This is a genomic window from Dolichospermum sp. UHCC 0352 (assembly GCF_009711925.1).
Taxonomy (GTDB): domain Bacteria; phylum Cyanobacteriota; class Cyanobacteriia; order Cyanobacteriales; family Nostocaceae; genus Dolichospermum; species Dolichospermum lemmermannii.
This window is the reverse complement of the sequence record NZ_VIKY01000217.1, coordinates 29,284-50,363: the sequence shown is the minus strand read 5'-3', so window position 1 is coordinate 50,363 and position 21,080 is coordinate 29,284. Positions and strand designations below refer to the sequence as shown.

General features: G+C 37.5%; 30 protein-coding genes and 1 tRNA gene. 13 read left to right on the top strand and 18 right to left on the bottom strand.

The features are described from left to right. Positions 1 to 2: 2 nt before the first annotated feature. The gene (locus FJR06_RS15250; RefSeq protein WP_168651731.1) at positions 3 to 854 is read right to left on the bottom strand and encodes a polysaccharide deacetylase family protein; all 852 of its coding nucleotides are present in this window, start codon (positions 852 to 854) and stop codon (positions 3 to 5) included. Positions 855 to 1,131: 277 nt separating this feature from the next. Here FJR06_RS15250 and FJR06_RS15245 point away from each other — a divergent pair, with 277 nt between their 5' ends. Continuing rightward, complete coding sequence (locus FJR06_RS15245) at positions 1,132 to 1,899, top strand: ChaB family protein (protein WP_015078837.1); 768 nt, start codon at positions 1,132 to 1,134, stop codon at positions 1,897 to 1,899. Positions 1,900 to 2,116: 217 nt separating this feature from the next. On the opposite strand, the gene FJR06_RS15240 is transcribed toward FJR06_RS15245, so the two are convergent. Next, positions 2,117 to 2,201: transfer RNA gene (locus tag FJR06_RS15240), tRNA-Leu, on the bottom strand. A 317-nt stretch (positions 2,202 to 2,518) separates the two neighbouring features. On the opposite strand from FJR06_RS15240, the gene ndhL reads away from it, so the two are divergent. The 4 genes from ndhL (at position 2,519) to FJR06_RS15220 (ending at position 4,842) form a co-directional block, all read left to right on the top strand. Next, positions 2,519 to 2,728, top strand: a complete 210-nt coding sequence (gene ndhL, locus FJR06_RS15235) for an NAD(P)H-quinone oxidoreductase subunit L (RefSeq protein ID WP_080683924.1) — start codon at positions 2,519 to 2,521, stop codon at positions 2,726 to 2,728. Positions 2,729 to 2,754: 26 nt separating this feature from the next. Continuing rightward, positions 2,755 to 3,066 carry a DUF3007 family protein gene (locus tag FJR06_RS15230; protein ID WP_015078835.1) on the top strand — a complete coding sequence of 104 codons (312 nt, stop codon included), beginning with the start codon at positions 2,755 to 2,757 and terminating at the stop codon, positions 3,064 to 3,066. A gap of 64 nt (positions 3,067 to 3,130) precedes the next feature. Then, the gene (trpA, locus tag FJR06_RS15225) at positions 3,131 to 3,934 is read left to right on the top strand and encodes a tryptophan synthase subunit alpha (RefSeq protein ID WP_015078834.1); all 804 of its coding nucleotides are present in this window, start codon (positions 3,131 to 3,133) and stop codon (positions 3,932 to 3,934) included. Between the two features lie 239 nt (positions 3,935 to 4,173). Continuing rightward, positions 4,174 to 4,842: a hypothetical protein gene (locus FJR06_RS15220; RefSeq protein ID WP_015078833.1), complete on the top strand. Its 669-nt coding sequence runs from the start codon at positions 4,174 to 4,176 to the stop codon at positions 4,840 to 4,842. Between the two features lie 119 nt (positions 4,843 to 4,961). Here FJR06_RS15220 and FJR06_RS15215 read toward each other — a convergent pair whose 3' ends face one another. The 8 genes from FJR06_RS15215 to FJR06_RS15180 form a co-directional block, all read right to left on the bottom strand. Then, positions 4,962 to 5,165, bottom strand: a complete 204-nt coding sequence (locus FJR06_RS15215) for a hypothetical protein (RefSeq protein ID WP_015078832.1) — start codon at positions 5,163 to 5,165, stop codon at positions 4,962 to 4,964. A 37-nt stretch (positions 5,166 to 5,202) separates the two neighbouring features. After that, positions 5,203 to 5,526: a DNA-binding protein gene (locus FJR06_RS15210; RefSeq protein ID WP_015078831.1), complete on the bottom strand. Its 324-nt coding sequence runs from the start codon at positions 5,524 to 5,526 to the stop codon at positions 5,203 to 5,205. After that, entirely contained in the window at positions 5,495 to 5,842 is a 348-nt protein-coding gene (locus FJR06_RS15205) for a type II toxin-antitoxin system RelE/ParE family toxin (protein WP_015078830.1), read from the bottom strand. The genes FJR06_RS15210 and FJR06_RS15205 overlap by 32 nt, the downstream gene beginning before the upstream one ends. Before the next feature lie 98 nt (positions 5,843 to 5,940). Next, entirely contained in the window at positions 5,941 to 6,108 is a 168-nt protein-coding gene (locus FJR06_RS15200; protein ID WP_015078829.1) for a hypothetical protein, read from the bottom strand. Positions 6,109 to 6,481: 373 nt separating this feature from the next. Next, positions 6,482 to 6,655 (bottom strand): hypothetical protein, encoded by a 174-nt coding sequence (locus tag FJR06_RS15195; RefSeq protein WP_015078827.1) that lies wholly within the window; start codon positions 6,653 to 6,655, stop codon positions 6,482 to 6,484. A 64-nt stretch (positions 6,656 to 6,719) separates the two neighbouring features. Further along, positions 6,720 to 6,932, bottom strand: coding sequence for a type II toxin-antitoxin system HicB family antitoxin (locus FJR06_RS15190; RefSeq protein WP_015078826.1), 213 nt, complete (start codon positions 6,930 to 6,932; stop codon positions 6,720 to 6,722). Beyond that, positions 6,932 to 7,171 (bottom strand): type II toxin-antitoxin system HicA family toxin, encoded by a 240-nt coding sequence (locus tag FJR06_RS15185; RefSeq protein WP_371416371.1) that lies wholly within the window; start codon positions 7,169 to 7,171, stop codon positions 6,932 to 6,934. The genes FJR06_RS15190 and FJR06_RS15185 overlap by 1 nt, the downstream gene beginning before the upstream one ends. A 17-nt stretch (positions 7,172 to 7,188) precedes the next feature. Then, positions 7,189 to 8,157 carry a lipase family protein gene (locus FJR06_RS15180; protein ID WP_015078824.1) on the bottom strand — a complete coding sequence of 323 codons (969 nt, stop codon included), beginning with the start codon at positions 8,155 to 8,157 and terminating at the stop codon, positions 7,189 to 7,191. 96 nt (positions 8,158 to 8,253) lie between these two features. Between FJR06_RS15180 and FJR06_RS15175 the strand changes: the two genes are divergently transcribed. Genes FJR06_RS15175 through FJR06_RS15160 form a run of 4 tightly spaced genes read left to right on the top strand, consistent with a single transcriptional unit; the run spans position 8,254 to position 9,449 of the window. Then, positions 8,254 to 8,466, top strand: a complete 213-nt coding sequence (locus tag FJR06_RS15175; protein WP_015078823.1) for a hypothetical protein — start codon at positions 8,254 to 8,256, stop codon at positions 8,464 to 8,466. A gap of 58 nt (positions 8,467 to 8,524) precedes the next feature. Next, on the top strand, positions 8,525 to 9,010 hold the full coding sequence (locus FJR06_RS15170) for a hypothetical protein (RefSeq protein ID WP_041458240.1): 486 nt from the start codon (positions 8,525 to 8,527) through the stop codon (positions 9,008 to 9,010). Further along, positions 8,997 to 9,191, top strand: a complete 195-nt coding sequence (locus FJR06_RS15165) for a hypothetical protein (protein WP_015078821.1) — start codon at positions 8,997 to 8,999, stop codon at positions 9,189 to 9,191. The genes FJR06_RS15170 and FJR06_RS15165 overlap by 14 nt, the downstream gene beginning before the upstream one ends. 54 nt (positions 9,192 to 9,245) lie before the next feature. Beyond that, entirely contained in the window at positions 9,246 to 9,449 is a 204-nt protein-coding gene (locus tag FJR06_RS15160) for an element excision factor XisI family protein (RefSeq protein ID WP_015078820.1), read from the top strand. Between the two features lie 95 nt (positions 9,450 to 9,544). On the opposite strand, the gene FJR06_RS15155 is transcribed toward FJR06_RS15160, so the two are convergent. Further along, the gene (locus tag FJR06_RS15155) at positions 9,545 to 11,836 is read right to left on the bottom strand and encodes a HEAT repeat domain-containing protein (RefSeq protein WP_015078819.1); all 2,292 of its coding nucleotides are present in this window, start codon (positions 11,834 to 11,836) and stop codon (positions 9,545 to 9,547) included. Between the two features lie 90 nt (positions 11,837 to 11,926). On the opposite strand from FJR06_RS15155, the gene FJR06_RS15150 reads away from it, so the two are divergent. Next, the gene (locus FJR06_RS15150) at positions 11,927 to 12,415 is read left to right on the top strand and encodes a hypothetical protein (protein ID WP_015078818.1); all 489 of its coding nucleotides are present in this window, start codon (positions 11,927 to 11,929) and stop codon (positions 12,413 to 12,415) included. A gap of 33 nt (positions 12,416 to 12,448) precedes the next feature. Beyond that, positions 12,449 to 13,051: a Uma2 family endonuclease gene (locus FJR06_RS15145; protein ID WP_168651730.1), complete on the top strand. Its 603-nt coding sequence runs from the start codon at positions 12,449 to 12,451 to the stop codon at positions 13,049 to 13,051. Between the two features lie 162 nt (positions 13,052 to 13,213). Here the strand turns inward: FJR06_RS15145 and FJR06_RS15140 are convergent, their stop codons facing one another. Beyond that, positions 13,214 to 15,055 carry a protein kinase gene (locus FJR06_RS15140; protein WP_168651729.1) on the bottom strand — a complete coding sequence of 614 codons (1,842 nt, stop codon included), beginning with the start codon at positions 15,053 to 15,055 and terminating at the stop codon, positions 13,214 to 13,216. Positions 15,056 to 15,221: 166 nt separating this feature from the next. On the opposite strand from FJR06_RS15140, the gene FJR06_RS15135 reads away from it, so the two are divergent. After that, complete coding sequence (locus FJR06_RS15135) at positions 15,222 to 15,716, top strand: hypothetical protein (RefSeq protein ID WP_015078815.1); 495 nt, start codon at positions 15,222 to 15,224, stop codon at positions 15,714 to 15,716. A 244-nt stretch (positions 15,717 to 15,960) separates the two neighbouring features. After that, positions 15,961 to 17,529, top strand: coding sequence for a metallophosphoesterase (locus FJR06_RS15130; protein ID WP_168651728.1), 1,569 nt, complete (start codon positions 15,961 to 15,963; stop codon positions 17,527 to 17,529). A 73-nt stretch (positions 17,530 to 17,602) separates the two neighbouring features. Here the strand turns inward: FJR06_RS15130 and FJR06_RS15125 are convergent, their stop codons facing one another. The 6 genes from FJR06_RS15125 to FJR06_RS15100 all read right to left on the bottom strand — a co-directional run bounded on the left by FJR06_RS15125 (position 17,603) and on the right by FJR06_RS15100 (position 20,885). Continuing rightward, on the bottom strand, positions 17,603 to 17,881 hold the full coding sequence (locus tag FJR06_RS15125; RefSeq protein WP_015078813.1) for a hypothetical protein: 279 nt from the start codon (positions 17,879 to 17,881) through the stop codon (positions 17,603 to 17,605). Positions 17,882 to 17,889: 8 nt separating this feature from the next. After that, positions 17,890 to 18,336: a VOC family protein gene (locus FJR06_RS15120; protein ID WP_168651727.1), complete on the bottom strand. Its 447-nt coding sequence runs from the start codon at positions 18,334 to 18,336 to the stop codon at positions 17,890 to 17,892. A 53-nt stretch (positions 18,337 to 18,389) separates the two neighbouring features. Further along, positions 18,390 to 18,983, bottom strand: coding sequence for a Uma2 family endonuclease (locus FJR06_RS15115; protein WP_015078811.1), 594 nt, complete (start codon positions 18,981 to 18,983; stop codon positions 18,390 to 18,392). Positions 18,984 to 19,295: 312 nt separating this feature from the next. Beyond that, positions 19,296 to 20,315 (bottom strand): aldo/keto reductase, encoded by a 1,020-nt coding sequence (locus FJR06_RS15110; protein ID WP_015078810.1) that lies wholly within the window; start codon positions 20,313 to 20,315, stop codon positions 19,296 to 19,298. Between the two features lie 13 nt (positions 20,316 to 20,328). Then, positions 20,329 to 20,664: a cytochrome c6 PetJ gene (gene petJ, locus FJR06_RS15105; RefSeq protein ID WP_015078809.1), complete on the bottom strand. Its 336-nt coding sequence runs from the start codon at positions 20,662 to 20,664 to the stop codon at positions 20,329 to 20,331. Further along, positions 20,661 to 20,885, bottom strand: a complete 225-nt coding sequence (locus FJR06_RS15100; RefSeq protein ID WP_015078808.1) for a hypothetical protein — start codon at positions 20,883 to 20,885, stop codon at positions 20,661 to 20,663. Before FJR06_RS15100 ends, petJ begins: the two co-directional genes overlap by 4 nt. Between the last annotated feature and the right edge of the window lie 195 nt (positions 20,886 to 21,080).

Sequence of the window (21,080 nt, the reverse complement as noted above, 5' to 3'; positions counted from 1 at the left end):
GATCATGGCTGCATTTCTAAAAGTTCAGGAACTGTAACAAATCGGTAGCCTTGCTGTTTGAGTCCGCTGACGATTGCTGGCAAGGCTTTGACTGTTCTTTCCCGATTTCCGCCACCATCGTGCATTAACACAATTGCGCCGGGTTTAGCATCTCTGATCACATTTTTCACAAATACTTGATATTTTGCCCGCGGATCGGTGTCTGCTGAAGTCACTGACCACATAACAACGGAGTTTTTCTGACTTTTAGCATAAGCAGCTAATCCGTTGTTTAAATAGCCTCCAGGGGGACGGAAAAATGATGTTTTGACACCTGTTGTTTTATAAATAAGGTCATTTGTTTTTTCAATTTCACTTTTAGCTGTGGCTTCATCCATCTTTCGATACCAATGATGCCAAGTATGATTACCAATAGCATGGCCTTCAGCTACAACTCGTTTGGCAATTTCGGGATTTTCTTGTAAGGCACTTCCTACCCAAAAGAATGTAGCTTTTACATTATTTAGTTTGAGGATGTCTAACATTTCTCCGGTGGTTTTTGGCCAGGGACCATCATCAATAGTTAAAGCAATTACTTTCTCTTTATTGCTGGGTTCAACTTTATAGATAGTTTTTGCTTGATATTTAGCTGGGACAGTAAAATCTAGGTTTTCAACTTTAGTTAGTAGTTGTGATTTGGGATTAATTTGATTAGTCGGAATGGCAACTTTTAAGGGTTCGCTATTGGTTTTTAATTGGCGTGGATTTGGGATGTTAGTACAAGCTGTAAAAGACAATGCTATTGCGGCAATAGCAATTACTTTTAGTCTTTTATTGTGGTTATTTGTGGGAAAGGAATTATAATTTTTGGGCATAAAGTTCTGTGATATATTCTCCAGGTTGGGAAATTGAAATCTTCCAAAATTAATAAAAAACTTAGTTGGGTAAGGATTTGACTAAATCGGCAGTTAGAAACTGCATTTACAAAAGTCATCAAAAGCGGGGTTTCGCAACTTCTAGGATTTTTTTATTGGGATGAGATTTATCTATTGAATATTACAGCCAATTCTCTCTAAAGATTGATTAAGAAAATATTTAATTCAATTAGTATTTATAGGCACAGTCAATCATCACAGTAAAATGAGTGGACAAATGTCAGAAACATATCAAGCAGAGCGTACCATCTCATCTATATTTAAAGAACAGAAACAAATTGATGATGTAATTCATCGGTTACTAGATAGAGGCGTTTCCAGCGATTATATATCCGTTTTGGGCAGAAATTTTCAATCAGAAACCAGAATTGCTGGCTTTATTACTAAGCGGGATGTAATTTTGGGAGGATTAAGAACTGGGGCGATTTTTGGTTCTTTATTTGGTTCTTTCCTTAGTTTATTAACTGGGGTCGGTGTATTATTTATTCCCTTTGTTGGTCCAATTGTGGCAGCAGGTCCGATTGGAGCGATATTATTAGGGGCCGCAAGTGGAGCGCTCGCTGGTAGTGCTGGGGCAGGTTTGGTATCAGTTCTTACTGCCTTGGGGATGTCAGAAGACAAAGCTACGGTTTATCAAACCCGCTTAGAAGCTGGTGAATTTTTATTAATGATCGAAGTCCCGATCAATCGGAGTGGCGAATTTCAATTACTATTGGAAAGTTCAGGTGGTGAAGAAATTAATATCATTGGCAAAACACTACCTCATCCTTGTCCTGGAAAATGCAAAAATTCAGATGATTTATCTCCTGAAGTTCGCACCCATCTTTCACCAGAAGCTCAGAATATATTCATTGAACGCTATAATACTGCACTGAATGATAATATGGACAAGCTTACATCTGAACAAATGGCTTGGGATGAAGTTCATAAGCGATTTGATGAAGATGAAAATGGCGTTTGGTCAAAAGTTAAAGTTTTGCGATAGGATGTTCTTCTAAGAGAATTCCACAAAAAAGATGATCCAATTTTGTGGGATGGGCATCTTGCCCGTCCTTGTGTTGTTAGCGGGCAAGATGCCCGCACCACAAGAGATTTTGGGATATTTTTTTAATTGGAAGTCTCTAATTAGAAGTTCCTAAAATCTTTAAATACAAAAACGCACCAAATCAAAAGACTTGGTGCATTTTCGATTAATTTTTAGATGGGAGCGGGGGGGCTCGAACCCCCACGACCGTTTAAGGTCAACGGATTTTAAGTCCGTAGCGTCTACCATTCCGCCACGCTCCCGTAAGGTTATTTACTGTTTTTGAGGCAGTATTCACCCGCTTGTCTGTTATACCACTAATTGCTTTTTTTTGGCAAGTAGATTTTAAAATTTTATTTGCTAACGCTAATATTTGACATTTAGCACTGAAACAAAATTTTAAGTTAGCCATTTAGCTCACGCTTGATGACTGGAAAACACTATATCACAAGTTTCGATTTTTGGGCAATTTATTTTTGGGGGATGGAAAATAACAGAATTACCGATTTCCTCAAACCAGCCATTGGGCATATCATGGGAAGTGAATGCACCAAATATAGTTCAAATTGCGGTAAGGAATATGGTTGTAGCACTACTGTATCTGAGTTTGGCTGGCGCTTATTTGCTGGTAATCCCCATTGCTGTCTTTTTCTACTTGAGTTTAAGATGGTATACCTGTGGTTCTGTGGAACGGGTGTTTATGTACTTTTTAGTGTTCTTTTTCTTTCCAGGGTTGCTAGTTCTCTCCCCGTTTGTGAATTTGAACCCCCGTCCGCGAAAAATTGCTTAAATTAAGATTGGTAGGTCATAATTCTCATGCGACGTATTGACGCGATTGGTATTGGCTTCGGCGTTTTTGTCGCCGGTGGCTTGGCTTATGTGGGTTTGCAAGTAGTAGGTTTAGATAGTCAGAATGCTGGTATCTGGAGTCAAGTTTTCTTGATTGCTGGCTTAATTGGCTGGTTATGCACCTATCTTTTCCGCGCGATGGGGAATAAAATGACCTACCATCAACAACGGGAAGCTTATGAAACGGCTTTTTTGCAAAAGCGTCTGGATGAACTTTCTCCGGAAGAATTAGCTAAACTGCAAGCGAAGATTGAAGAGGAAAAAGAATCTCAGGTTTAGGGTTATTATTGTTCAGTGGTTTGTTGACAAATGACCACTGACCACTAACTACTGACTAGGTGAAATGACTGCTATTTCTCGTTGCTTTGAAAATTTGAGACGGAATCAAGAGTGCGCGTTGATTCCCTTTATTACGGCTGGTGATCCAGATTTAGAAACTACTGCTAAGGCTTTGCAGGTTCTCGATAATTCTGGGGCTGATATTATTGAGTTGGGTGTCCCCTATTCTGATCCTTTGGCTGATGGTCCGGTGATTCAGGCTGCGGCTACTCGCGCTTTGGCACGGGGGACCACTTTAGAGCAGGTGTTAGAGATGCTCAAGGGGATTAGTCCGAGTTTGCGATCGCCAATTATTTTATTTACCTATTACAATCCGATTTTATATCGAGGTGTTGATAAGTTCTTGGGGCAAATTAAAGATGCTGGGGTAGCAGGTTTAGTTGTGCCTGATTTGCCTTTGGAAGAGTCAGCAGGACTCATTAAACCAGCGGCGGAGATGGGAATAGATTTAACCTTATTGGTAGCTCCTACGAGTTCTCCTGAAAGAATAGAAGCGATCGCTCGCGCTTCCCAGGGATTTATTTATTTGGTCAGTGTTACTGGTGTCACGGGAATACGAACCCAAATGCAAACGCGAGTTGGTGATTTACTCCAACAAATTCGCAATGTTACAGATAAACCCATCGGTGTCGGGTTTGGGATTTCTGATCCTGAACAGGCGCGACAAGTGAAAGCATGGGGCGCAGATGCAGCAATTGTGGGTAGTGCCATTGTGAAACGACTGGCAGAAGGTACACCAGAGCAGGGATTAGATGCGATCGCTCAATTTTGCCAAAGTCTCAAGATAGCTATCAAAAATCCCTCTTAAACCCAAGGGAGAAATTGCCAAACAGTGTATTTTTTTGTTATTTTTTAGTGGACAATTTGACTATGATCGTCTTAAATAATAACAGCATATCTTAGGATAGACAAAAAAACTAACTAATACACTGGTTTATCTTGACCCTTAACTTAAATATACTATCAAAGTAGGCAAAAAATTATGCGTGTGAGAGTGTGTCAGTCACAACTGAGTTACTGTTCTGTAGTATTTGAGGGGTAACAGCAATGAGCGAAAGTATGGCATTTATTGGCGGAGTCGCGGTGGCTGGGTTAGCGGCTTTAGTCTTGCTGAAAGGAACAAATACCCCAATCCCATCGAATTTTGGTGTTAGCCCCCAAATGCCAGGGACAGTTATGGCTCCCCAGGTAATGCAGTATCCTCCCAATTACGGGCAACCTGCCTATTTTAATCAACCCACAACTACTCAACCCCCAACTGCTCCTAATTCTGATCAGCGTCTAGAAATGGAAAAGCTGAAAATGAATATGCAGCTAGAGAAGTTGAAAGCTGACAATGAACAACTCAAGTTACAAAACCAACAATTCCAGGTACAAGCTCAAAGCTTTACTCAACGGGAGTGGCAATTAGCACAACAAGCTAATCAACAAAAAATGGCGACATCATTACAACAACCTGAACAAAATAATTGGTGGTCTTCACCCATGCTTTGGGCTGTGGGTGGTGCGACATTGACCATTGGTGGGGGTGTTGTGGTGGCTGGTGTTCTTTCTTTGTTTGCACCAAAACAGCGGGGTACTCGGACCGTCCAGGTGATTCATCCCTACAATGGACAAGCACCATCTTTAAATCCTGTCCGTCGGGCTGAGTTTTTACCTTCCTCGCGGATGGAATCTAGAAGGGTAGAAACGGCAGAATACGACGAAATGCAATAAGTTGTTGGGCTGAATAGTTGGGACATTGAGACGGCAAAAAACCAAAAATCAGAATGCAATTAGTGGGGTTAAGTATTAAACTCCACTTTTTGGTATTTCTGAGGGTAAAACAAACTGCATTAAAATCTTCGACCTTGAGCTATATCTTGTTTACCTCTTTCAAAAGATGCGATAAAACCAGGAATATCAAGTAGTTCTTGGGTAGCTAATTCGCTTTCTTTATCTGCTAGATAAGCTAAAAATTCGGCAACTATTTTTAAATTATCTGGAGATAGCTTTTCTAAGTTGTAGTTTATTTCTTGACGCAGTTGTGAGGTGTTCATAATGTTAATTATGGTTTTTTACTATTTTATAACAGATTTATTCTTTAGGTACTAAAGCAATACGATAACCCAAAGCATCTAAAAATTCAATTAAGGTGTAAATTTCATTTCCGGCATTTTCTGATAATAATTGATCAAGTTTTTCATAACGTTCTTTGGCTATTTCTGAGAGATTATTAGCCAATATTCTCGCCTCAATAATATCTTTTAAACCAGCCCTAAGTAATTCTGGTTCACGTCCTTCTTCATCTAATTCTAAAAAAACTGCTAGATAAGCTGTAGCGTGTTCTTCATTTTGAAGAGAGGAAATGAGATAATCATGGTAACTGCTAGTTAGTGGTATTTTTACTTCTGTTGTCATAATCTCTCCAGTATTGTTTAGCTGTTAATATATCTTGTTCTTGGGTACTTTTATCTCCACCACAAAGAATTATTACTATTTTTGACCCAATTTGTCCAAAATAGATCCGGTAGCCTGGTCCATAGTCAATTTTTAGTTCACAGACTCCTTCTCCAACTGTGCGGTAGTTTCCTAAATTACCTAACCTAACTCGTTCGAGTCTTTTTTCTATTTTAACTATAGCTTGCATATCTTTGAGATCATCAAGCCATTCTGCAAATAGGTTTTTTCCATCTGGTGTGATATAGTTTTGTACTTCTCTTGGTTGTGCTTCCACTTTTGGTTTGTTAATACTGCATAAATTAGTTTACTGGAAATTGTTTTTTCTGTGTAGAGAGTGGAAGGTAAAGTAATTTGCTAATTAACTGCATCAATTCATACATTATCTTTTTCTGCATCATGCAAATTAGAAATATAAGCTGGAAGTTTACCAAAATTAATTCTTTCTACATATTTAATGGCGCGATGTTCCTCTAATGAGGTTTGAATTAAAGTATTTATTAACAACCGAAATTTATTAACATCTGCTTGAGATAATTTCATGAAGCTAGTGGTCTGTCAATCTAAAAATTGTGAGATTGAGGGAAAATAGAGAGGCTATTAACTGTAAACCTCATCCATAAATAGAAATTTGATAGACCACTAGTTATAGTTATAGATACCCATTACTGTCAATTTAACGTAAAACCGATATTCCAACTGGGAATGAATTCCCAGTCTCATAGCAAAAGTCATCTAAAGATGACTAAATAACCAAAAAATTTTTAACTTTTTGAGTTTACTTTAGTAACCTTTAGCTATTAGCCTGTAACTTCAGTTACAGGCGGGTTAAGAAGCAAATCAGATAAGCTATCTGTTATAAATATAATAGTTGCTAATCCAATGATCTGGTTAGCAGAAGCTACCAATGATATAGCTAATGGTACAGAAATTCAATTGCTTTTCTATGTTTAATTGTGGTAGTTTCTGTATTATCTAATGGTTGGACAACTACCAATACTTCTACAGATTTATCTTTAAAATCTGTATGGGTTTGAATTTGCAATATACCATCTGTACCGATATGCGCCAGCAATTTCATTGTTTCCATTTTTTACCACCATTCTTAGGGACAGGTTGCCAATTTCCGTATTTATTCATATCTATATTACTACTTAAATTAAAACTTCAACTTCCTGAGCGATACTTGTAGGTTGAGGAATTGGTAAACCTAACTCTATTAAACCTTCTATATGAAATTCTATGGATTCTACAATCATTTGTTGAACTTCTGCTAATGTTTCAGCCACGGCTATACAACCGGGTAAGTCGGGAACATAAGCACCATAACTGGTATTTCCTTTTTCAATTACTACTGTATAACGCATTATTCGTCCTCCAATTGAGCTTGTCTCCAAATACTTTTTAGTGTACCAATGGGTACGTCAATATTAGGTTTACCGGAAACTGTAACTGTACCAAGTTTATGAGGATGTTGAAACTGACGATGACTTCCTCTAGTTCTTGCTAAATACCAACCATCAGCTTCTAGTCGCTGAATCACTATTCTTACTTTCATATTAACATCTATTTGTACAGGTGAAATTTCTGTTATGGATTTTCTCATCTTTCATCATCTCTATTTTAATCTTCATCATCATGCAAACTAGAAATATAAGGTGGAAGTTTACCAAAACTAATTCTTTCTACATATTTAATGGCACGATGTTCTTCCAATGAGGTTTGAATCAAGGTATTTATTAACAAGCGAAATTTATTAATATCTGCTTGAGACGGTGATTTTAATTGTGTAGCTAGTAAACTGGAAATTTGCAATATCAATTGAAGATTAGGTAAGTTAGTTTCGGTTTGTTCAATGATTTCATACTTTTTATTAAGACAATATTCATTACCTATATGAGAATAATCAGCCAGTGTTTTTAATAGTTCTGGTTTCCAATTAATAATTACTTGTTTGATTCCTGGGATTTTATTTAATAAAACAGTGATGATTTTCGGTAAATCAGGAATGAAATCACCGATATTTCTAAATCTATAGATGGGAGTATCCAAAATTAATTCGATTGTACTAACTGGTGGTGCGCCAAATGTATAGGTTTCTAATGTATAAGGTGCAATAGGTTTTAATTCAGTTTCACTAATTCGTTTAGTAATTAATGTAGCCGCAGCACCGCCTAAACTATGTCCGGTTACGAAAATATTTTTATTGGCGTTTTCTTGTCTTTGGATAAAGTCTTGTAATTGTTGCCAAAAACTTTTAACATAAAGATTAAAACCGGAGTGAATTGCTTCTGAATTGGGGAATGCTAGTAAGTTAAAGAAGTAATCATCTAATCTTTCTGTACCTCTAATAGCAATGACAATATCATTTTCTGTGGATAGGAGTAAACCACAACAAACTAATTCATCCGTATCACTTAAAGGACGTGGTGCTGAGATAAATTCTATGGTTTGATATGGTGGGAAAAATGATGGAGAACCTGTTTTCAGGATATCGCTAACTATATCATTTCCTTGTTTATAGGCGACGTAAGCGAGTTGAGAAATACAAGCCATTTCTAGGGTGCGTTGTCTGTCGGTGGATGTTTTCATGTTGGTTAAAGAAGTAAATGTTTGATTTTATTTGTGCAAAATAGATATGGTAGCTCAATCTATTGTATAATCAACTATGTAGCTCGCTGATAAAATATGCAAGATACCCTAACCATTGCCATTACTCCAGAACTTAAAGCAGCACTTTTAGAAATTACCCAAACTGAAGGTATATCTGCTGATAGTTTAGTCGGTAAAGCTATTGAGGACTACATCTTTACCCACAAATTCCGCGCATTGCGTTCTGACTTGATGCAAAAGAATGAAACAGTTTACACAGATGAGGAAATTTTTGAGCTAATTTCATGAAGCTAGTTATAGATACTAATAATTAATGATAATTTTTGTAAAACAATGTTCTAAAAATATGAATAAACAATATAGAATATATTTAGATGTTTGTTGTCTTAATCGTCCTTTTGACGACCAAACTCAATGGCGAATTAGGCTAGAAACTGAAGCAATTTTAGAAATTATCAATCATTGTCTATCTGGAAAATGGCAATTAGTCAGTAGCACAGCTTTAGAATTAGAAATCGCCAGAACTCCAGATATAAGCAGAAGAGAACAAGTACAAAAAGTCTTAACAATAGCTCATGATAAGATTTTAGTCACAGAAGAAATTACTCGACGAGCGATAGAATTAACAACCTTTAATATTAAAAATTTTGATGCTTTTCATCTGGCTTGTGCTGAAAATAACGCTGATATTTTCTTGACCACTGATAGTCGTCTATTGTCAAAATCATTAAGCTATAAGGATAATATAAATATAATAGTTGCTAATCCAATGATCTGGTTGGCAGAAGCTACTAATAATATTGTACAAGGAGGAGAAAATGACCCCAATTGAACTATATAGAAAAGGATTTAAAGCTCTTGTAGATGCTTTAGGATATGTTGACGCTATCAGATTTATTCGTCAATTTGATAATGGTAGTGGAGACTATACAGAAGAACGTCATCAATGGTTGGATAATGTAACAATGGATGAAATACTAGCCAATATTAAGAAACATCAAGAAACTATCTAGGGAAAAGAGATCAATAGGTTTTAATTTTTGATTCTTTAACCCAGGAGATGTTTTATGGAAAGAATAAATTACTCGCAAATTATTCAAGATATTTTAAGCAATCATTCTACCAATGATATTGCAAATGGTACAGAAATTCAATTGCTTTTTGATACGCAACGTCATCATTATCAAGTATTAAATATTGGTTGGAAACAACAAATTAGAACCTATGGAGTACGGAAATTGGTATTGATCCTAAAAAGAACGATATTGTAGGGGTTTAGCAATGCTAAACCCCTACGAGAAATATGGGTTTTAGGACTATACATATTTAAAGTTTCCTGTCAATGCGTAACTCCTATAATTGATAATTAAGCAGTTGGTTTTCGCCGAACTTGCGATAATTTAACCCAGAGAAATGGGAAGAAGATAATGCAAATTAATCCTCCTGTTGCTAAAGGATTTTTTGCCAGCCATGCTAATATTTTATCTAGTAAGCGTGATTCTCTGGTTTTTTTCAGATTATTAAGAGAGCGATTTATAGAGGCTATTTGAGAATCTAATTTTAATTTTTTATCCTGAGTACCTTTTAAAGCTGGGAGAGCTTTTTCTAAATCTGATATGACTTGATCTAAATCTGCAATAGGCATGGTGGCAGATTTGTTTTCATAGTTTTCACCTATTACCTTCAGAGCAGCAGCAGCCTCTTTACGAGCGTATTCAGTGTATTTATCCTGATCCTTGAATGGTTCTATCAAAGGAGGAATAAGCCCTTTTATTTCCCCTCCCATATTCACCAGGGCAGCGGCAGCATTGAAGCGAACCTTGCTATCATTATCTTTCAAAGCTCCTATTAATGCAGGAACAGCCGTTTTCGCTTCTGCTCCTATCTTTCCCAAGGCTTCAGCAGCGTCGGAGCGAACCCAGGCATGGTTATCTTTCAAAGCTCCTATTAATGCAGGAACGGCCGCTTTTGCTTCCTCTCCTATACTTCCCAAAGCACCAGCAGCGTCGGAGCGAATATTTTCATATTTGTCCTTTAATGCTTCTATTAAGATAGGAACAGCCGCTTTTGCTTTCTCTCCTATTGCCGATAGGGCAATAGCAGCCCATTTGCGAACTTCTGCATCGTTGTCCTGCAATGCTTCTATCAAGCTAGGAACAGCCGCTTTCGCTTTCCCTCTCATTTGCCCTAATGCAGCAGCAGCAGTTGAGCGAACGTCTTTATCATTATCTTTCAACGCTTCTATCAAGGCGGGAACAATGACTTTGGATTCTCCTTCAATTCCAATAATCGTCAGGACATGAACAGCATTACGACGAACCTCTTTATTCTTGTTATTCAAAGCTTCAATTAAGGCAGGAACAGCATTAACTTCCTTTTTGATACTCACTAGGGCATAAATAGTGTTGGAGCTAACAGATGGATCATTATCTTTCAACGCTTCTATTAAGGCGGGGAAGGCAGCTTTGCCTTCTCCTCTCATTTTCCCTAATGCCGCAGCAGCAGTTGAGCGAACGTCTTTATCATTATCTTTCAATGCTTCAATTAAGGCAGGAACAACAACTTTGGCTTCCTTTTTTATTGTACCCAGAACATCAGCAGCAACACGACGAACGTCTTTATCATTATCCTTCAAAGCTTTAATTAAGACAGGAACAATAGGTTTAACGTCCCCTTTGATATCACCCAGAGCAGCAAGAGCGTAGATACGAACGTATTTATCATTGTTCTTCAAAGCTTCTATCAAAGCAGGAACAACATTAACTTGAATTTCCCCTTTTATGTTCCTTAGAGCATCAAGAACTTTGATGCGAAATCCTGCATTGTTGTCTTTCAAAGCTTCTATTAATGTAGGAACAGCCGTTTTCGCTTCTGCTCCTATCTTCCCCAAGGCATCAGCAGCTTGAAAGCGAATCCAGACATCGTTATCTTTCAAAGCTTCTATTAATGTAGGAACAACAACTTTGGCTTCCCCTCCTATCGCCAGCAAGGCAGCAGCAGCAGTTGAGCGAACGTCTTTATCATTATCTTTCAAAGCTCCTATTAATGCAGGAACAGCCGTTTTCGCTTCTACTCCCATCCTTCCCAAAGCTTCAGCAGCGCCGGAGCGAACCGTGCTATAATTATCCTTCAAAGCTCCTATCAAAGTAGGAACAGCAGTTTTTGCTTCTGGTCCTATGCTTCCCAATGCTTTAGCAGCACCTCTGCGAACCCAGGCATCATTGTCTCTCAAAGCTGTGATTAAAGCAGGGATAGCAGTTTTCGCTTCCACTCCTATATTCCCTAAAGCTTTAGCAGCGCCGGAGCGAACCGTGCTATCATTATCCTTTAAAGCTTCAATTAAAGCAGGAACAGCCGTTTTTGCTTCTGCTCCTATATTCCCTAAAGCATAAGCAGCACCAATACGAAGGGTTGAATTGTTGTCTTTTAAAGCTACAATCAGTGCAGGTATAGCTTCTGCTCCTATTTTTTTAAGTTCACCAGCAGCATAGTAACGAATATTTCCATCATTGAACCTTAACTGTTGGATATAGGTAGATATTTCTGCTTCTCTGCTGGTTTGCGCCAATGCTTTATTCGTCGGTACTACAGACAACCATAAGCAAGAGAAAGAAACTGCACTTACAGCTAATAATCTTTTCAACTTTCTCTTGCTCATTAGTTTGCCTCACTGTAGTAATTTTTCAGTTAGATGCTTTTTTGTAGCCTACCCGCTTTACATGGGAATTTATACAGTGTAACATAGAATTTGAGTAAAATTGCTGGCAAATTTGAGATTAATCAATGTGAATCTCACGACGAACTAGATTTTCTCTTTCCTGAACTTACCCGCATTCATAATCATGATTTAGTAATCATCGAATCATGGCAAAATCATGTAGATTGGGTAAAATCTCTACCTCCAGCAGAATTAAAACTTTTAAATAGTGCTGATTTTCATAATTCAGAAACTCCCCAAACTATAACTAATCCAGAAATACCACCAGAACAAATCAGCTATGAAAATATAGCCGAAAAATCTCACTTTTATTCATTACGTGATCAATTATTATTTATGTTTGCGCCTGAATTACGCCGGGAATATGAAAATTATGTGAGTCAACAAGCAGCAAATTCTGGATATAGAACATTAGTTACATCTAATTTACAACTAGCATCAGATTTAACTGTTGCAAATCTTTTTCACTACTTTAATATTAGAGATGAATCACAAGAAGAAGAGTCAAAAGTTAGTTAGAATAAACCCAACATCACAAGACAATCTAAAATTATGACCTATACCCCAGTAAAACCACTCACCTTTGAGCAATTTTTAATTGAATATGGGGACAATACCCGCTATGAACTAATTGACGGAGAACTCAGAGATATGGAACCAACAGGACCCCATGAAGAAGTTGCTGGAAATATTGCCGGGAGAATTTATACAGAGATTATTCATAATAAATTAAACTGGTTGATTCCCAAAAATTGCTTAATTAAACCCTTCGCTGGGTCAGCTACAGCACTCCGTCCAGATGTAATTGTCTTAGATAAAGCAAAACTTAATCAAGAACCACTTTGGCAAAAAGAACCAATAATTTGTCATGGAAATACCATTAAATTAGTTGCTGAAGTTGTCAGTACAAATTGGCAAGATGATTATGCCAGAAAAATAGAAGAATATGCTTTTTTAGAAATACCAGAATATTGGATTGTAGACTTTCGGGCATTAGGTGGAATCCAATTTATTGGTAATCCTAAACAACCGACATTAACAATTTGTCAATTAATTAATGGAGTCTATCAACAAGAAAAATATCGTTTAGGAGATAGGATAATTTCTCCTCTATTTCCAGATTTAAAACTTAAATTAGATGACATCATGCCATAAAATTGTAGCTTGTATTTGTAGGTTGGGTAGAAGAAAGTGTTCGCGGAGCGTGGCGAAGCCATAACCCAACAAACCCCAATACAAAAATGAAAATAAAATGTTGGGTTTCGTTCCTCAACCCAACCTACATAATAATAAAGACCACTATGGAAAACGGCATATTTAAACCCCACTTTTTGGTGTTGCTGTGGGAGTTGGTTTATTTTCCTGGGGTAATACTTGTTTAGCGGCATTTTCAGCAGCTTGTTTAAACATTGGTTCTAACTTATCACGCCAATATTTAATATTCGGGAGCTTTTCAGGATGATCTCGATAAGCTAAAACTTCATCCCATTTACCATTATCAATAGCCTTATTAATATCCTTAGCTAAAGCCTCAGCTTTTGCCCAATCATTCTGCCATTGATTAACAGTATCCACCGTTTCTTTAATTCCAGAAATAGCATTTCCCGAAGTTGATTTTAGCAAAGAAATTGCTCCTTGTAAATCTCCTGATTCAAATTTTTCTCTAGCTTTTGCCACCGTTTTAGATTTATCTTCAGTAGCAGCCGGAGTTGGTTTGGGTGCAGAAGTTTCCACAGCAGGTTTTTGTGAAACTTGAGGAACAGGAAGGGATGCAATTAAAGAACTATCATCTACAATTTGAATAGCTAAACCTTTGTCACGTCGGCAAGAAATCCATGTTTCATTATTAGAAATAATATCAGAATGCGCCCAAGCCAAGCGACCAGATGAAAGTTTAATTTCTACCCAGCCGCGATTTGTGCGCTTACCCGTCACCTCAAATTTACTAGCTGCACCCAAGGTCTTCAAAATATTATCAGAATTAATCGCACTAGGTTCAGAACGAATATTAGAATTAGCCGCAACTACAGCCAGACAATTATTTATTAATTTGGTCTTTTCTCCTGTCCAATTACCAGTTAAATTCTGTAAATTGGGATATATATTTGTAAATAAAGCCGCTACACCACCTACTAATAATATGCCAATTAATAAAGGTAAAGGATCAGGTTTATTAGATTCTTGAGGAATATATTGTTGTTGAGGGGCAGGTTGAGAAGGAACACGATTAGCGGGAGAAACCGCCATTGTTTTCTGTATAAATCTGGAAGCTAGGGGTGGTGGAGATTGATAAATAATTTGAGGAGATAGGGACGGTTGGGATAATTCTGGGGTGATATTCACCAAGTCTCGACAAGCTTGTAAGGCTTCCGTTGCTGTTTGATAGCGTTCTTTGAAATGATAACGCACCATCTTCGTTAAAATTGCGACTAACTCAGGATTAACAGGAATTAAATGCTGCCAGTTAATTTCCCCTGTATCTGGATCTTCTTGTAATTGACTAACTGGGACTCCCGTTAATGCTTGAATAGCAATAATCCCCAAAGCGTAAATATCGCTATTAGGTCTAGGCTTACCTTGTCCCTGTTCTGTAGGCATATAGCCAGGCGTGCCAATAGCTACCGTAGCCGTTTGTTGTCCGCCCACCAGAACCAAAGGGGAGCGTAGTTGTTTAACTGCGCCAAAGTCTACTAAAACTAATTTACAATCAGCCTCACGGCGAATAATATTATCTGGCTTAATATCGCGGTGAATCACACCTTCTTGGTGAACAAACTCTAAAATACTCAAAATTTCCAACAGCATTTGCATAACTTGGACTTCACTCCAAGGCTGTCCGGGAATGAGTTCTTCACTTAGAGTGTGGCCGTCAATAAATTCTTGGACTAAAAAGAATTCTTGATTTTCGTCAAAATAAGCTAAAAGCCTGGGTATTTGGTCATTGTTGCTCAATTTTTCTAAAGTTTCTGCTTCGCTATTAAACAGGCGTTTAGCAGTAACAAAGATGTTAGGGTCAGAATTAGCCGGTTTCAGGTGTTTAACCACGCAGATGGGGTTGCCTGGCCGTCTGGTATCTTGGGCAATATAGGTTTGACCAAATCCCCCTGTCGCCAAGACGCGAATGACTTGGTAGCGATGATCTAGTAATTTGCCTATCATAATTTCCCTCCCCAGCTTTACAGCTTAAATTTTCCTGCTAGTAGTAAATATCTCCAAATTTCTCTTTCTGAAATCAGGTATCTTGAGAAAAGATTTAAATTAAAAGTATAGTTTTTTCATCGAACCAAATTGTTAATTTTACTATCAGTATCCATATTTACTAGCTATGCCACCTAAGATAACTAATTCTACCTCATGGCAACAAGCTGAAATCTTGATGCAACCTGCTTTTATTCGCGTGATTGATAATCTTCGCAAGCAGTTGGATATATCTGACTGGAAAGGGACTTACCAGGATGTGTTGACTTGGCCTGCTAACACTACTGATGAAACTAAAGCCTTGGTAACTCAGTTGGTGCAAGAAATGGAAACCGCAACACCAATACAAGTAGAAGAAATTAGAAAAACTCTGGCTAGTTTGCCTATGCCCCATCCGGGATATAACTTGCTTTTACAACGTCACGGGGAACAAGTCAATATAGATTTATGGGATTTGTGTTATCAAGTATGTTTTCTGAATTATAGTCCAGAGAATACAGCGGTTGATATTGATACTAGCTTAATTGATGAATATGGCGATGTGGATTGGCAATATTTAGAAAATAAAACTCAGATATTGGTGGAACAGGTTTTCGCTAGTTTACCAATATTAGGCGATTAAAAATCGCAGCTACACAAACAAAGTCCGCCTACGCGGACTAACAGGACTCACGCAAAATATCTCTCAAACCCTCATTTCTCCGTGACCTCTGTGCCTCTGTGGTTCGTTATTCTTGTACCGTAAATAAGTCCTAACTAATTTAACCTTAAATCCTGGACATCTTGATAGCGTAGCGTGGCGTATGACTCCTACGTCGTCACGCAAGCTATAGCCATTTCTGACAAAATACTGATTAATATTTCCTATGAGATTGATTTCTGAACCACCAATTGCGGTCAAAATTCAAAAGATGAAACAACGGGTGCGGTGGCAGCATTCGAGTATTCTACAGCAGGGCATTGACCAAACCTGTATAGTGATAGATGATGGCAACTCAGACAGTCCAGAGTTTTCGTTTATGGTGATGGGTGATACTGGGACTAAATCCCATTCTGGACACCATCCCCAACGGGAAGTTGCCAAAATGATGTTAAATCATGGTGATGATTGCCGGTTTGTGCTGCACACTGGTGATGTGATTTATATGGTGGGTTCTCGTGAATATTACCCAGCCAATTTTATTGAACCTTATCGGGAATTTTTGGTGGGCGGTAATCAACCCCAAGATATCACTTATGATCAAATGGTATTTAAGTTGCCAATTTTACTAGTATTGGGGAATCATGATTACTATGATGTGCCTTTATTGTATCGGTTGTTAACTGGTCCAACTTTGCCTTTGCGGCGAATGTTTCGTTATAAAGATATTGAAATTGGTTGGCATGGATCTAATCAAGGTGATGCTTATGCTAGAGCATTTTTAGATTATTTGGCGGAAGTTTCTCCAGCGGAGTTAGAACAGCATTTAAAACAGCATTACACCGCTAAAACTGATACGGGTCGGTGTTTGCGTTATCAACCGGGAAGTTTTACGCGTTTACCTAATCGCTATTATAATTTTTGTTACGGTGGGATTGACTTTTTTGCCTTAGATTCTAATACTTTCAATACTCCAGATCCTTTACCTCATAACCAAGCTGGGGATAATTTTCGTCGGGAACTAGAAACCCGTCGTCAGGAAATTGATCAAGAAGAACTACGGATGTTGACGGAGTTTGACAAGCTGAATCCCGAAAAACCTGATCAAGCGGAATTATTGGCGGAACTTGGTGCTAAATTAGACCAAATAAATGAAGTGAAAATTGATATTGAAAAGCAATTGGCATCTCACACCAATACTAATGTTGATTTTGAACAATTGGCGTGGTTAAGAGATAGATTAATTGCATCTTGGCATAATTCCGCAGTCAGGGGGCGGGTAATATTTTTACACCATCCACCTTATGTTACAGAAGGAAGTAAATGGAATCAAGGACAGACTTTAGCTATCCGTCATCGTTTACGGGAGGTTTTCGATGAGGTGGCGAAAAGTTTAGGTAAAGTTACCCAGGAACGTCCAGTAGTAGATATAGTATTTAGCGGACACGCCCATTGTTTAGAACATTTACGGACAGTTAATACAGGACACGCAGATTCTCATACTAATTATATTATTTCTGGTGGTAGTGGTCGCGGTCCTCGTCGTCAACGCCAAGAAGGGGGAGAATTAATGGAAACCTTTACCAGCAATAATGATCTTTCCATTCGCAAAGTTGCAGATTCGCTGTTGTATGTGGGACGGAGTGGTAGCGGTTTTGAGAGTAAAAAACCTTATTCTTGTGTGCGGGTGGATGTGTTGGAGGGTTTTCCGGCTAAGTTTATGATCACACCTTTAGTTACAGAGTTAGTTGAGGGTAAATGGTGCGAACGTCAATTAAAACCTTTGATAATTTAATCTTTGTATTTGTAGTGATATCCTATGTAAAAAACCGCAGATTAATTCATTCCTGCGGTTATTAACGAAAACTCTAGGCTTGAGGAATCAAATTGGTGGTTTTATTCACATTATCCCAAACTATCCAATTGATATCATTGGCTAAATTATCAGCTTGATTGGTAACTTTAAAATAGAACTTGTCGCCATTTTTAAACTGCACAGCAAAATCAGCATTTTGGGCAAAAACAACTATAAAACCCCTATCCCGTAAGCAATACATTGCCCAATTTTTTAAAGATTGTTTCTGGGGTTCGTGGGGAATTGGTGGATTAGCAATTACGTCTGCAATGACTTTTAAAATTTTTTCCATTTTTGGATTTAATCAGGATCACAACGAATTTCAATCATAAACCCATCGGGGTCATAAAAGTACACTCCTCTACCAGTAGGACGGGTAACGGGTCCATAAGCAATAACTAAATTATTTTCTGTAATTACTGCTAATGCTTGGTCAAATAATTCTGGATCAATATCAAAGGCTAAATGATATGCTCTGGTAAAGAACTTACTGGGATCTGGATTTGGTGGTAATAATTCTGGTTCTCCAAATAAGTCGATAATTGTGCCGTCGGGAGTGATGAAATTAGCGACTTTACCAGCATTGACAAGTTCTATTAATGTGGCAGGTACTTCATCCCCTGTGAGTTCGTGTAAGCCTAAAATCTGACCGTAAAAATGGCGAGAGGCTGCCATATTTTGGACGTTAAAGGCGATATGATGAACTTTGCGAAGGTAGCCAGTGGGAATACTTGTTTGAGAAATCATATTTTTTATAACGAACCACTTCAGACACAGAGAACACAGAGATAAGAACAAGTCTATGGATTTAAAATTATCTGTAAATCGAGTATAAAGCCAGGTAAAATATCTTCACCAGAAAGTTTTGGTGGGTTGTCAAAATCAAAGTTTAAAACTTCTACATCTTTTCCGTAACAATAAATTTCTACTGAGGGTGTTTGCGGATCAATTAACCAACCTAAAAGCGCCCCATTATTTTGATATTCTCGCATTTTAGTGCGTAATTTTTCTAAACTATCAGTTTCCGAGCGCAATTCAATCACAAAATCAGGACAAAGGGGGGGAAACCGTCTTTTTTCTTCTTTACTTAAAGCCTCCCAACGTGCTAGTTTTACCCAAGCTGCATCAGGACAGCGATAAGCACCACTAGGTAATTTAAACTCTGTAGAAGAATCAAATACTTTACCTAATTTAGTTTGACGATTCCAAATACTTAAATCTGTAGTTATATCTGAGTTCCTAATTCCGCTTTCTCCACCTGTGGGGGGCATAATAATTAATTCTCCGGTTTGGGTAAGTTCTAATTGCCAAGGTTCGTTAGCAATGCAAAGTTGATAAAACTGCTCATCTGTTAAATTTACTGCGGGAGGTATGTTTAAGGTGAGGGTTTCCATAGATTTTGCTTAAAGAGGCTAGTTTTATTATCAGATAAAATTCATGAAAATTCAGAAAAATTTAGGTTAGGCGATCGCTAAAATTGACCCCAATGATATAGTACAATACCGATCCAATACTGCTCGGTTAGGCCTCGAAACGAAACCCAACGAAATCCTTGGTAATGTTGGGTTTCGCTGTCGCTCAACCCAACCTACATTTCCTTAACTATTTCTTCCTTTGCGTCTTTGCTTCTTTGCGTCTTTGCGCGAAACTTCAATAAAAATCATTGTAAAAATGGTGGGTTAAGCTGTAATTAACCCACCCTAAAACTACCTCCTATATTCATCCCCACAATCACCAATTAACTGATACAAATCCCGTGACTGTTGAGAAACTGCATCTATTTTCCCTATATCCTCAGCATCTAAATTAAAACCAAACACCTTAGCATTATCTGACAAATGTTCCACAATTCCTAATCTAGCACCGACAATTACACCCCCGACTGCTGGCTGATTTAAAATGTAATTTACAGCCACATTAGCAATACTAACTTGATGTTTATCAGCGATTTGTTTCAGAGTATATAGTAACTCTTGAAATAATCTCCAACCACCCCAATTAGCAATCATTTGTTTGTATTTTCTCAAGCTAGTGGTGTTGATTTCTGAGCTTTTTGGTTCTGGGTTACTCAAATATTTTTCTGATAATAAACCACCGCAAACACTACCATAGGCAAATATTTTGATATTATGATCTTGACAGAATTTAACCATATTTACTTGTGGTCTTCTGTCAACTAAGGAAAACTGGACTTGATTAGAAACAATCCTGATTCCTGCTTCGGTGATAATTTGCAAATGTTCCGTATCAAAATTAGTTAAAGCTAAATGTTTGATCTTACCCTCATCTTGCAATTCTGCCATATATTTGAGAGCATCTAAATAATTAGAGTCTCCATATTCCCACCAATGGAACTGCATTAAATCTAATGATTTAACATCCATTCTTCTCAAAGAAATATCAATATTGTCCTCGACCAGTTTTTTTGTCATCTTCCCCGCACGAGGAACCCATTTTGTAAAAGCTTGAATATTATTTACAGCTTCTTCTCCACGAGTCGCAATTAATTGACGACGAAATTCACCAATAAAATCTTCTGCTGGTCCATAATGATCTGCTAAATCCCAGGTTGTAAAACCAGCATCTACATATTGAAACATGGACTCAATAGCAGTTATGGGGTTAATGCGTCCATGTCCTCCCGAAACTTGCCACATTCCATTTAAAATTCGGCAAATTTTCAAGTCGGGGGTAAATTGTAAATAGCTTTCTTGAGGTAACATCATATTTTTTATCTTGTTATTTCCAGTCTTTTTCTGCTTGTTCCAAAACATAAGCTGCAACTTGTTGAATTTCCTCAGTCGTCAATCTTTTTTTATAAGCTGACATATTATTCTTACCATTAGTGACAATGGCTGTAATCGCTTCTAAAGAATCCATACCATATTTTTTAAGTGCATTCTTTTTTAAGTTTTTACCGCGTCTAATGATATTTTCTCCATGAATATGACAACCAGCACAGTGGAAACTAAAAATTTCCGCACCATTTCCTGTATCTAAAGCATTAGCAGGTAAGGTAAAATTGATAGTCCACAAACAAAATGTGCATAATATCAATATTATTACTTTTTTCATAAAGCTTCAAAATCAGAGATGAAGCCGACAAATTTTGTACATTCTTCTTGAAAAGATTCTGCTTCGCTAACATCTTCAATTTTATAAGACATGATGCGTTTTCCATCTGGCATTTTTTTAGAACCAATCAATTCAGCTTGGTAATTTACTACCATTTTCTTAAATTCAACACCGTACACTTTCCAAGCTTCACCATCACAAGTGATATTTACCCGCCACATAATTAGAATCTAGTTATTGATCAATATTGATTATTTCATAAATTGGCAACATTTAACTAAAAAAATCAAAAATTCAGGGATATTGTGATTAATGTACTTTAAACTACCTGGAGATAGATATGATTTTATATCTTTAGAGGGTGTTAATAGTAAAAATATTTCACCATACTGAATGTAAGTGTTGTATGAGATTTG

Coding starts and splice junctions, on each gene's coding strand:
- FJR06_RS15125 (WP_015078813.1), bottom strand. CDS start 17,881: ATGGAAAAAATTTTAAAAGTCATTGCAGACGTAATTGCTAATCCACCA.
- FJR06_RS15155 (WP_015078819.1), bottom strand. CDS start 11,836: ATGAGCAAGAGAAAGTTGAAAAGATTATTAGCTGTAAGTGCAGTTTCT.
- FJR06_RS15130 (WP_168651728.1), top strand. CDS start 15,961: ATGAGATTGATTTCTGAACCACCAATTGCGGTCAAAATTCAAAAGATG.
- FJR06_RS15135 (WP_015078815.1), top strand. CDS start 15,222: ATGCCACCTAAGATAACTAATTCTACCTCATGGCAACAAGCTGAAATC.
- FJR06_RS15245 (WP_015078837.1), top strand. CDS start 1,132: ATGTCAGAAACATATCAAGCAGAGCGTACCATCTCATCTATATTTAAA.
- FJR06_RS15185 (WP_371416371.1), bottom strand. CDS start 7,171: ATGAGAAAATCCATAACAGAAATTTCACCTGTACAAATAGATGTTAAT.
- FJR06_RS15230 (WP_015078835.1), top strand. CDS start 2,755: ATGCGACGTATTGACGCGATTGGTATTGGCTTCGGCGTTTTTGTCGCC.
- FJR06_RS15175 (WP_015078823.1), top strand. CDS start 8,254: ATGCAAGATACCCTAACCATTGCCATTACTCCAGAACTTAAAGCAGCA.
- FJR06_RS15165 (WP_015078821.1), top strand. CDS start 8,997: ATGACCCCAATTGAACTATATAGAAAAGGATTTAAAGCTCTTGTAGAT.
- FJR06_RS15120 (WP_168651727.1), bottom strand. CDS start 18,336: ATGATTTCTCAAACAAGTATTCCCACTGGCTACCTTCGCAAAGTTCAT.
- FJR06_RS15115 (WP_015078811.1), bottom strand. CDS start 18,983: ATGGAAACCCTCACCTTAAACATACCTCCCGCAGTAAATTTAACAGAT.
- FJR06_RS15215 (WP_015078832.1), bottom strand. CDS start 5,165: ATGAACACCTCACAACTGCGTCAAGAAATAAACTACAACTTAGAAAAG.
- petJ (WP_015078809.1), bottom strand. CDS start 20,664: ATGAAAAAAGTAATAATATTGATATTATGCACATTTTGTTTGTGGACT.
- FJR06_RS15190 (WP_015078826.1), bottom strand. CDS start 6,932: ATGCGTTATACAGTAGTAATTGAAAAAGGAAATACCAGTTATGGTGCT.
- trpA (WP_015078834.1), top strand. CDS start 3,131: ATGACTGCTATTTCTCGTTGCTTTGAAAATTTGAGACGGAATCAAGAG.
- FJR06_RS15160 (WP_015078820.1), top strand. CDS start 9,246: ATGGAAAGAATAAATTACTCGCAAATTATTCAAGATATTTTAAGCAAT.
- FJR06_RS15180 (WP_015078824.1), bottom strand. CDS start 8,157: ATGAAAACATCCACCGACAGACAACGCACCCTAGAAATGGCTTGTATT.
- FJR06_RS15145 (WP_168651730.1), top strand. CDS start 12,449: ATGACCTATACCCCAGTAAAACCACTCACCTTTGAGCAATTTTTAATT.
- FJR06_RS15170 (WP_041458240.1), top strand. CDS start 8,525: ATGAATAAACAATATAGAATATATTTAGATGTTTGTTGTCTTAATCGT.
- FJR06_RS15140 (WP_168651729.1), bottom strand. CDS start 15,055: ATGATAGGCAAATTACTAGATCATCGCTACCAAGTCATTCGCGTCTTG.
- FJR06_RS15220 (WP_015078833.1), top strand. CDS start 4,174: ATGAGCGAAAGTATGGCATTTATTGGCGGAGTCGCGGTGGCTGGGTTA.
- ndhL (WP_080683924.1), top strand. CDS start 2,519: ATGGTTGTAGCACTACTGTATCTGAGTTTGGCTGGCGCTTATTTGCTG.
- FJR06_RS15250 (WP_168651731.1), bottom strand. CDS start 854: ATGCCCAAAAATTATAATTCCTTTCCCACAAATAACCACAATAAAAGA.
- FJR06_RS15200 (WP_015078829.1), bottom strand. CDS start 6,108: ATGAAATTATCTCAAGCAGATGTTAATAAATTTCGGTTGTTAATAAAT.
- FJR06_RS15210 (WP_015078831.1), bottom strand. CDS start 5,526: ATGACAACAGAAGTAAAAATACCACTAACTAGCAGTTACCATGATTAT.
- FJR06_RS15110 (WP_015078810.1), bottom strand. CDS start 20,315: ATGATGTTACCTCAAGAAAGCTATTTACAATTTACCCCCGACTTGAAA.
- FJR06_RS15100 (WP_015078808.1), bottom strand. CDS start 20,885: ATGTGGCGGGTAAATATCACTTGTGATGGTGAAGCTTGGAAAGTGTAC.
- FJR06_RS15195 (WP_015078827.1), bottom strand. CDS start 6,655: ATGGAAACAATGAAATTGCTGGCGCATATCGGTACAGATGGTATATTG.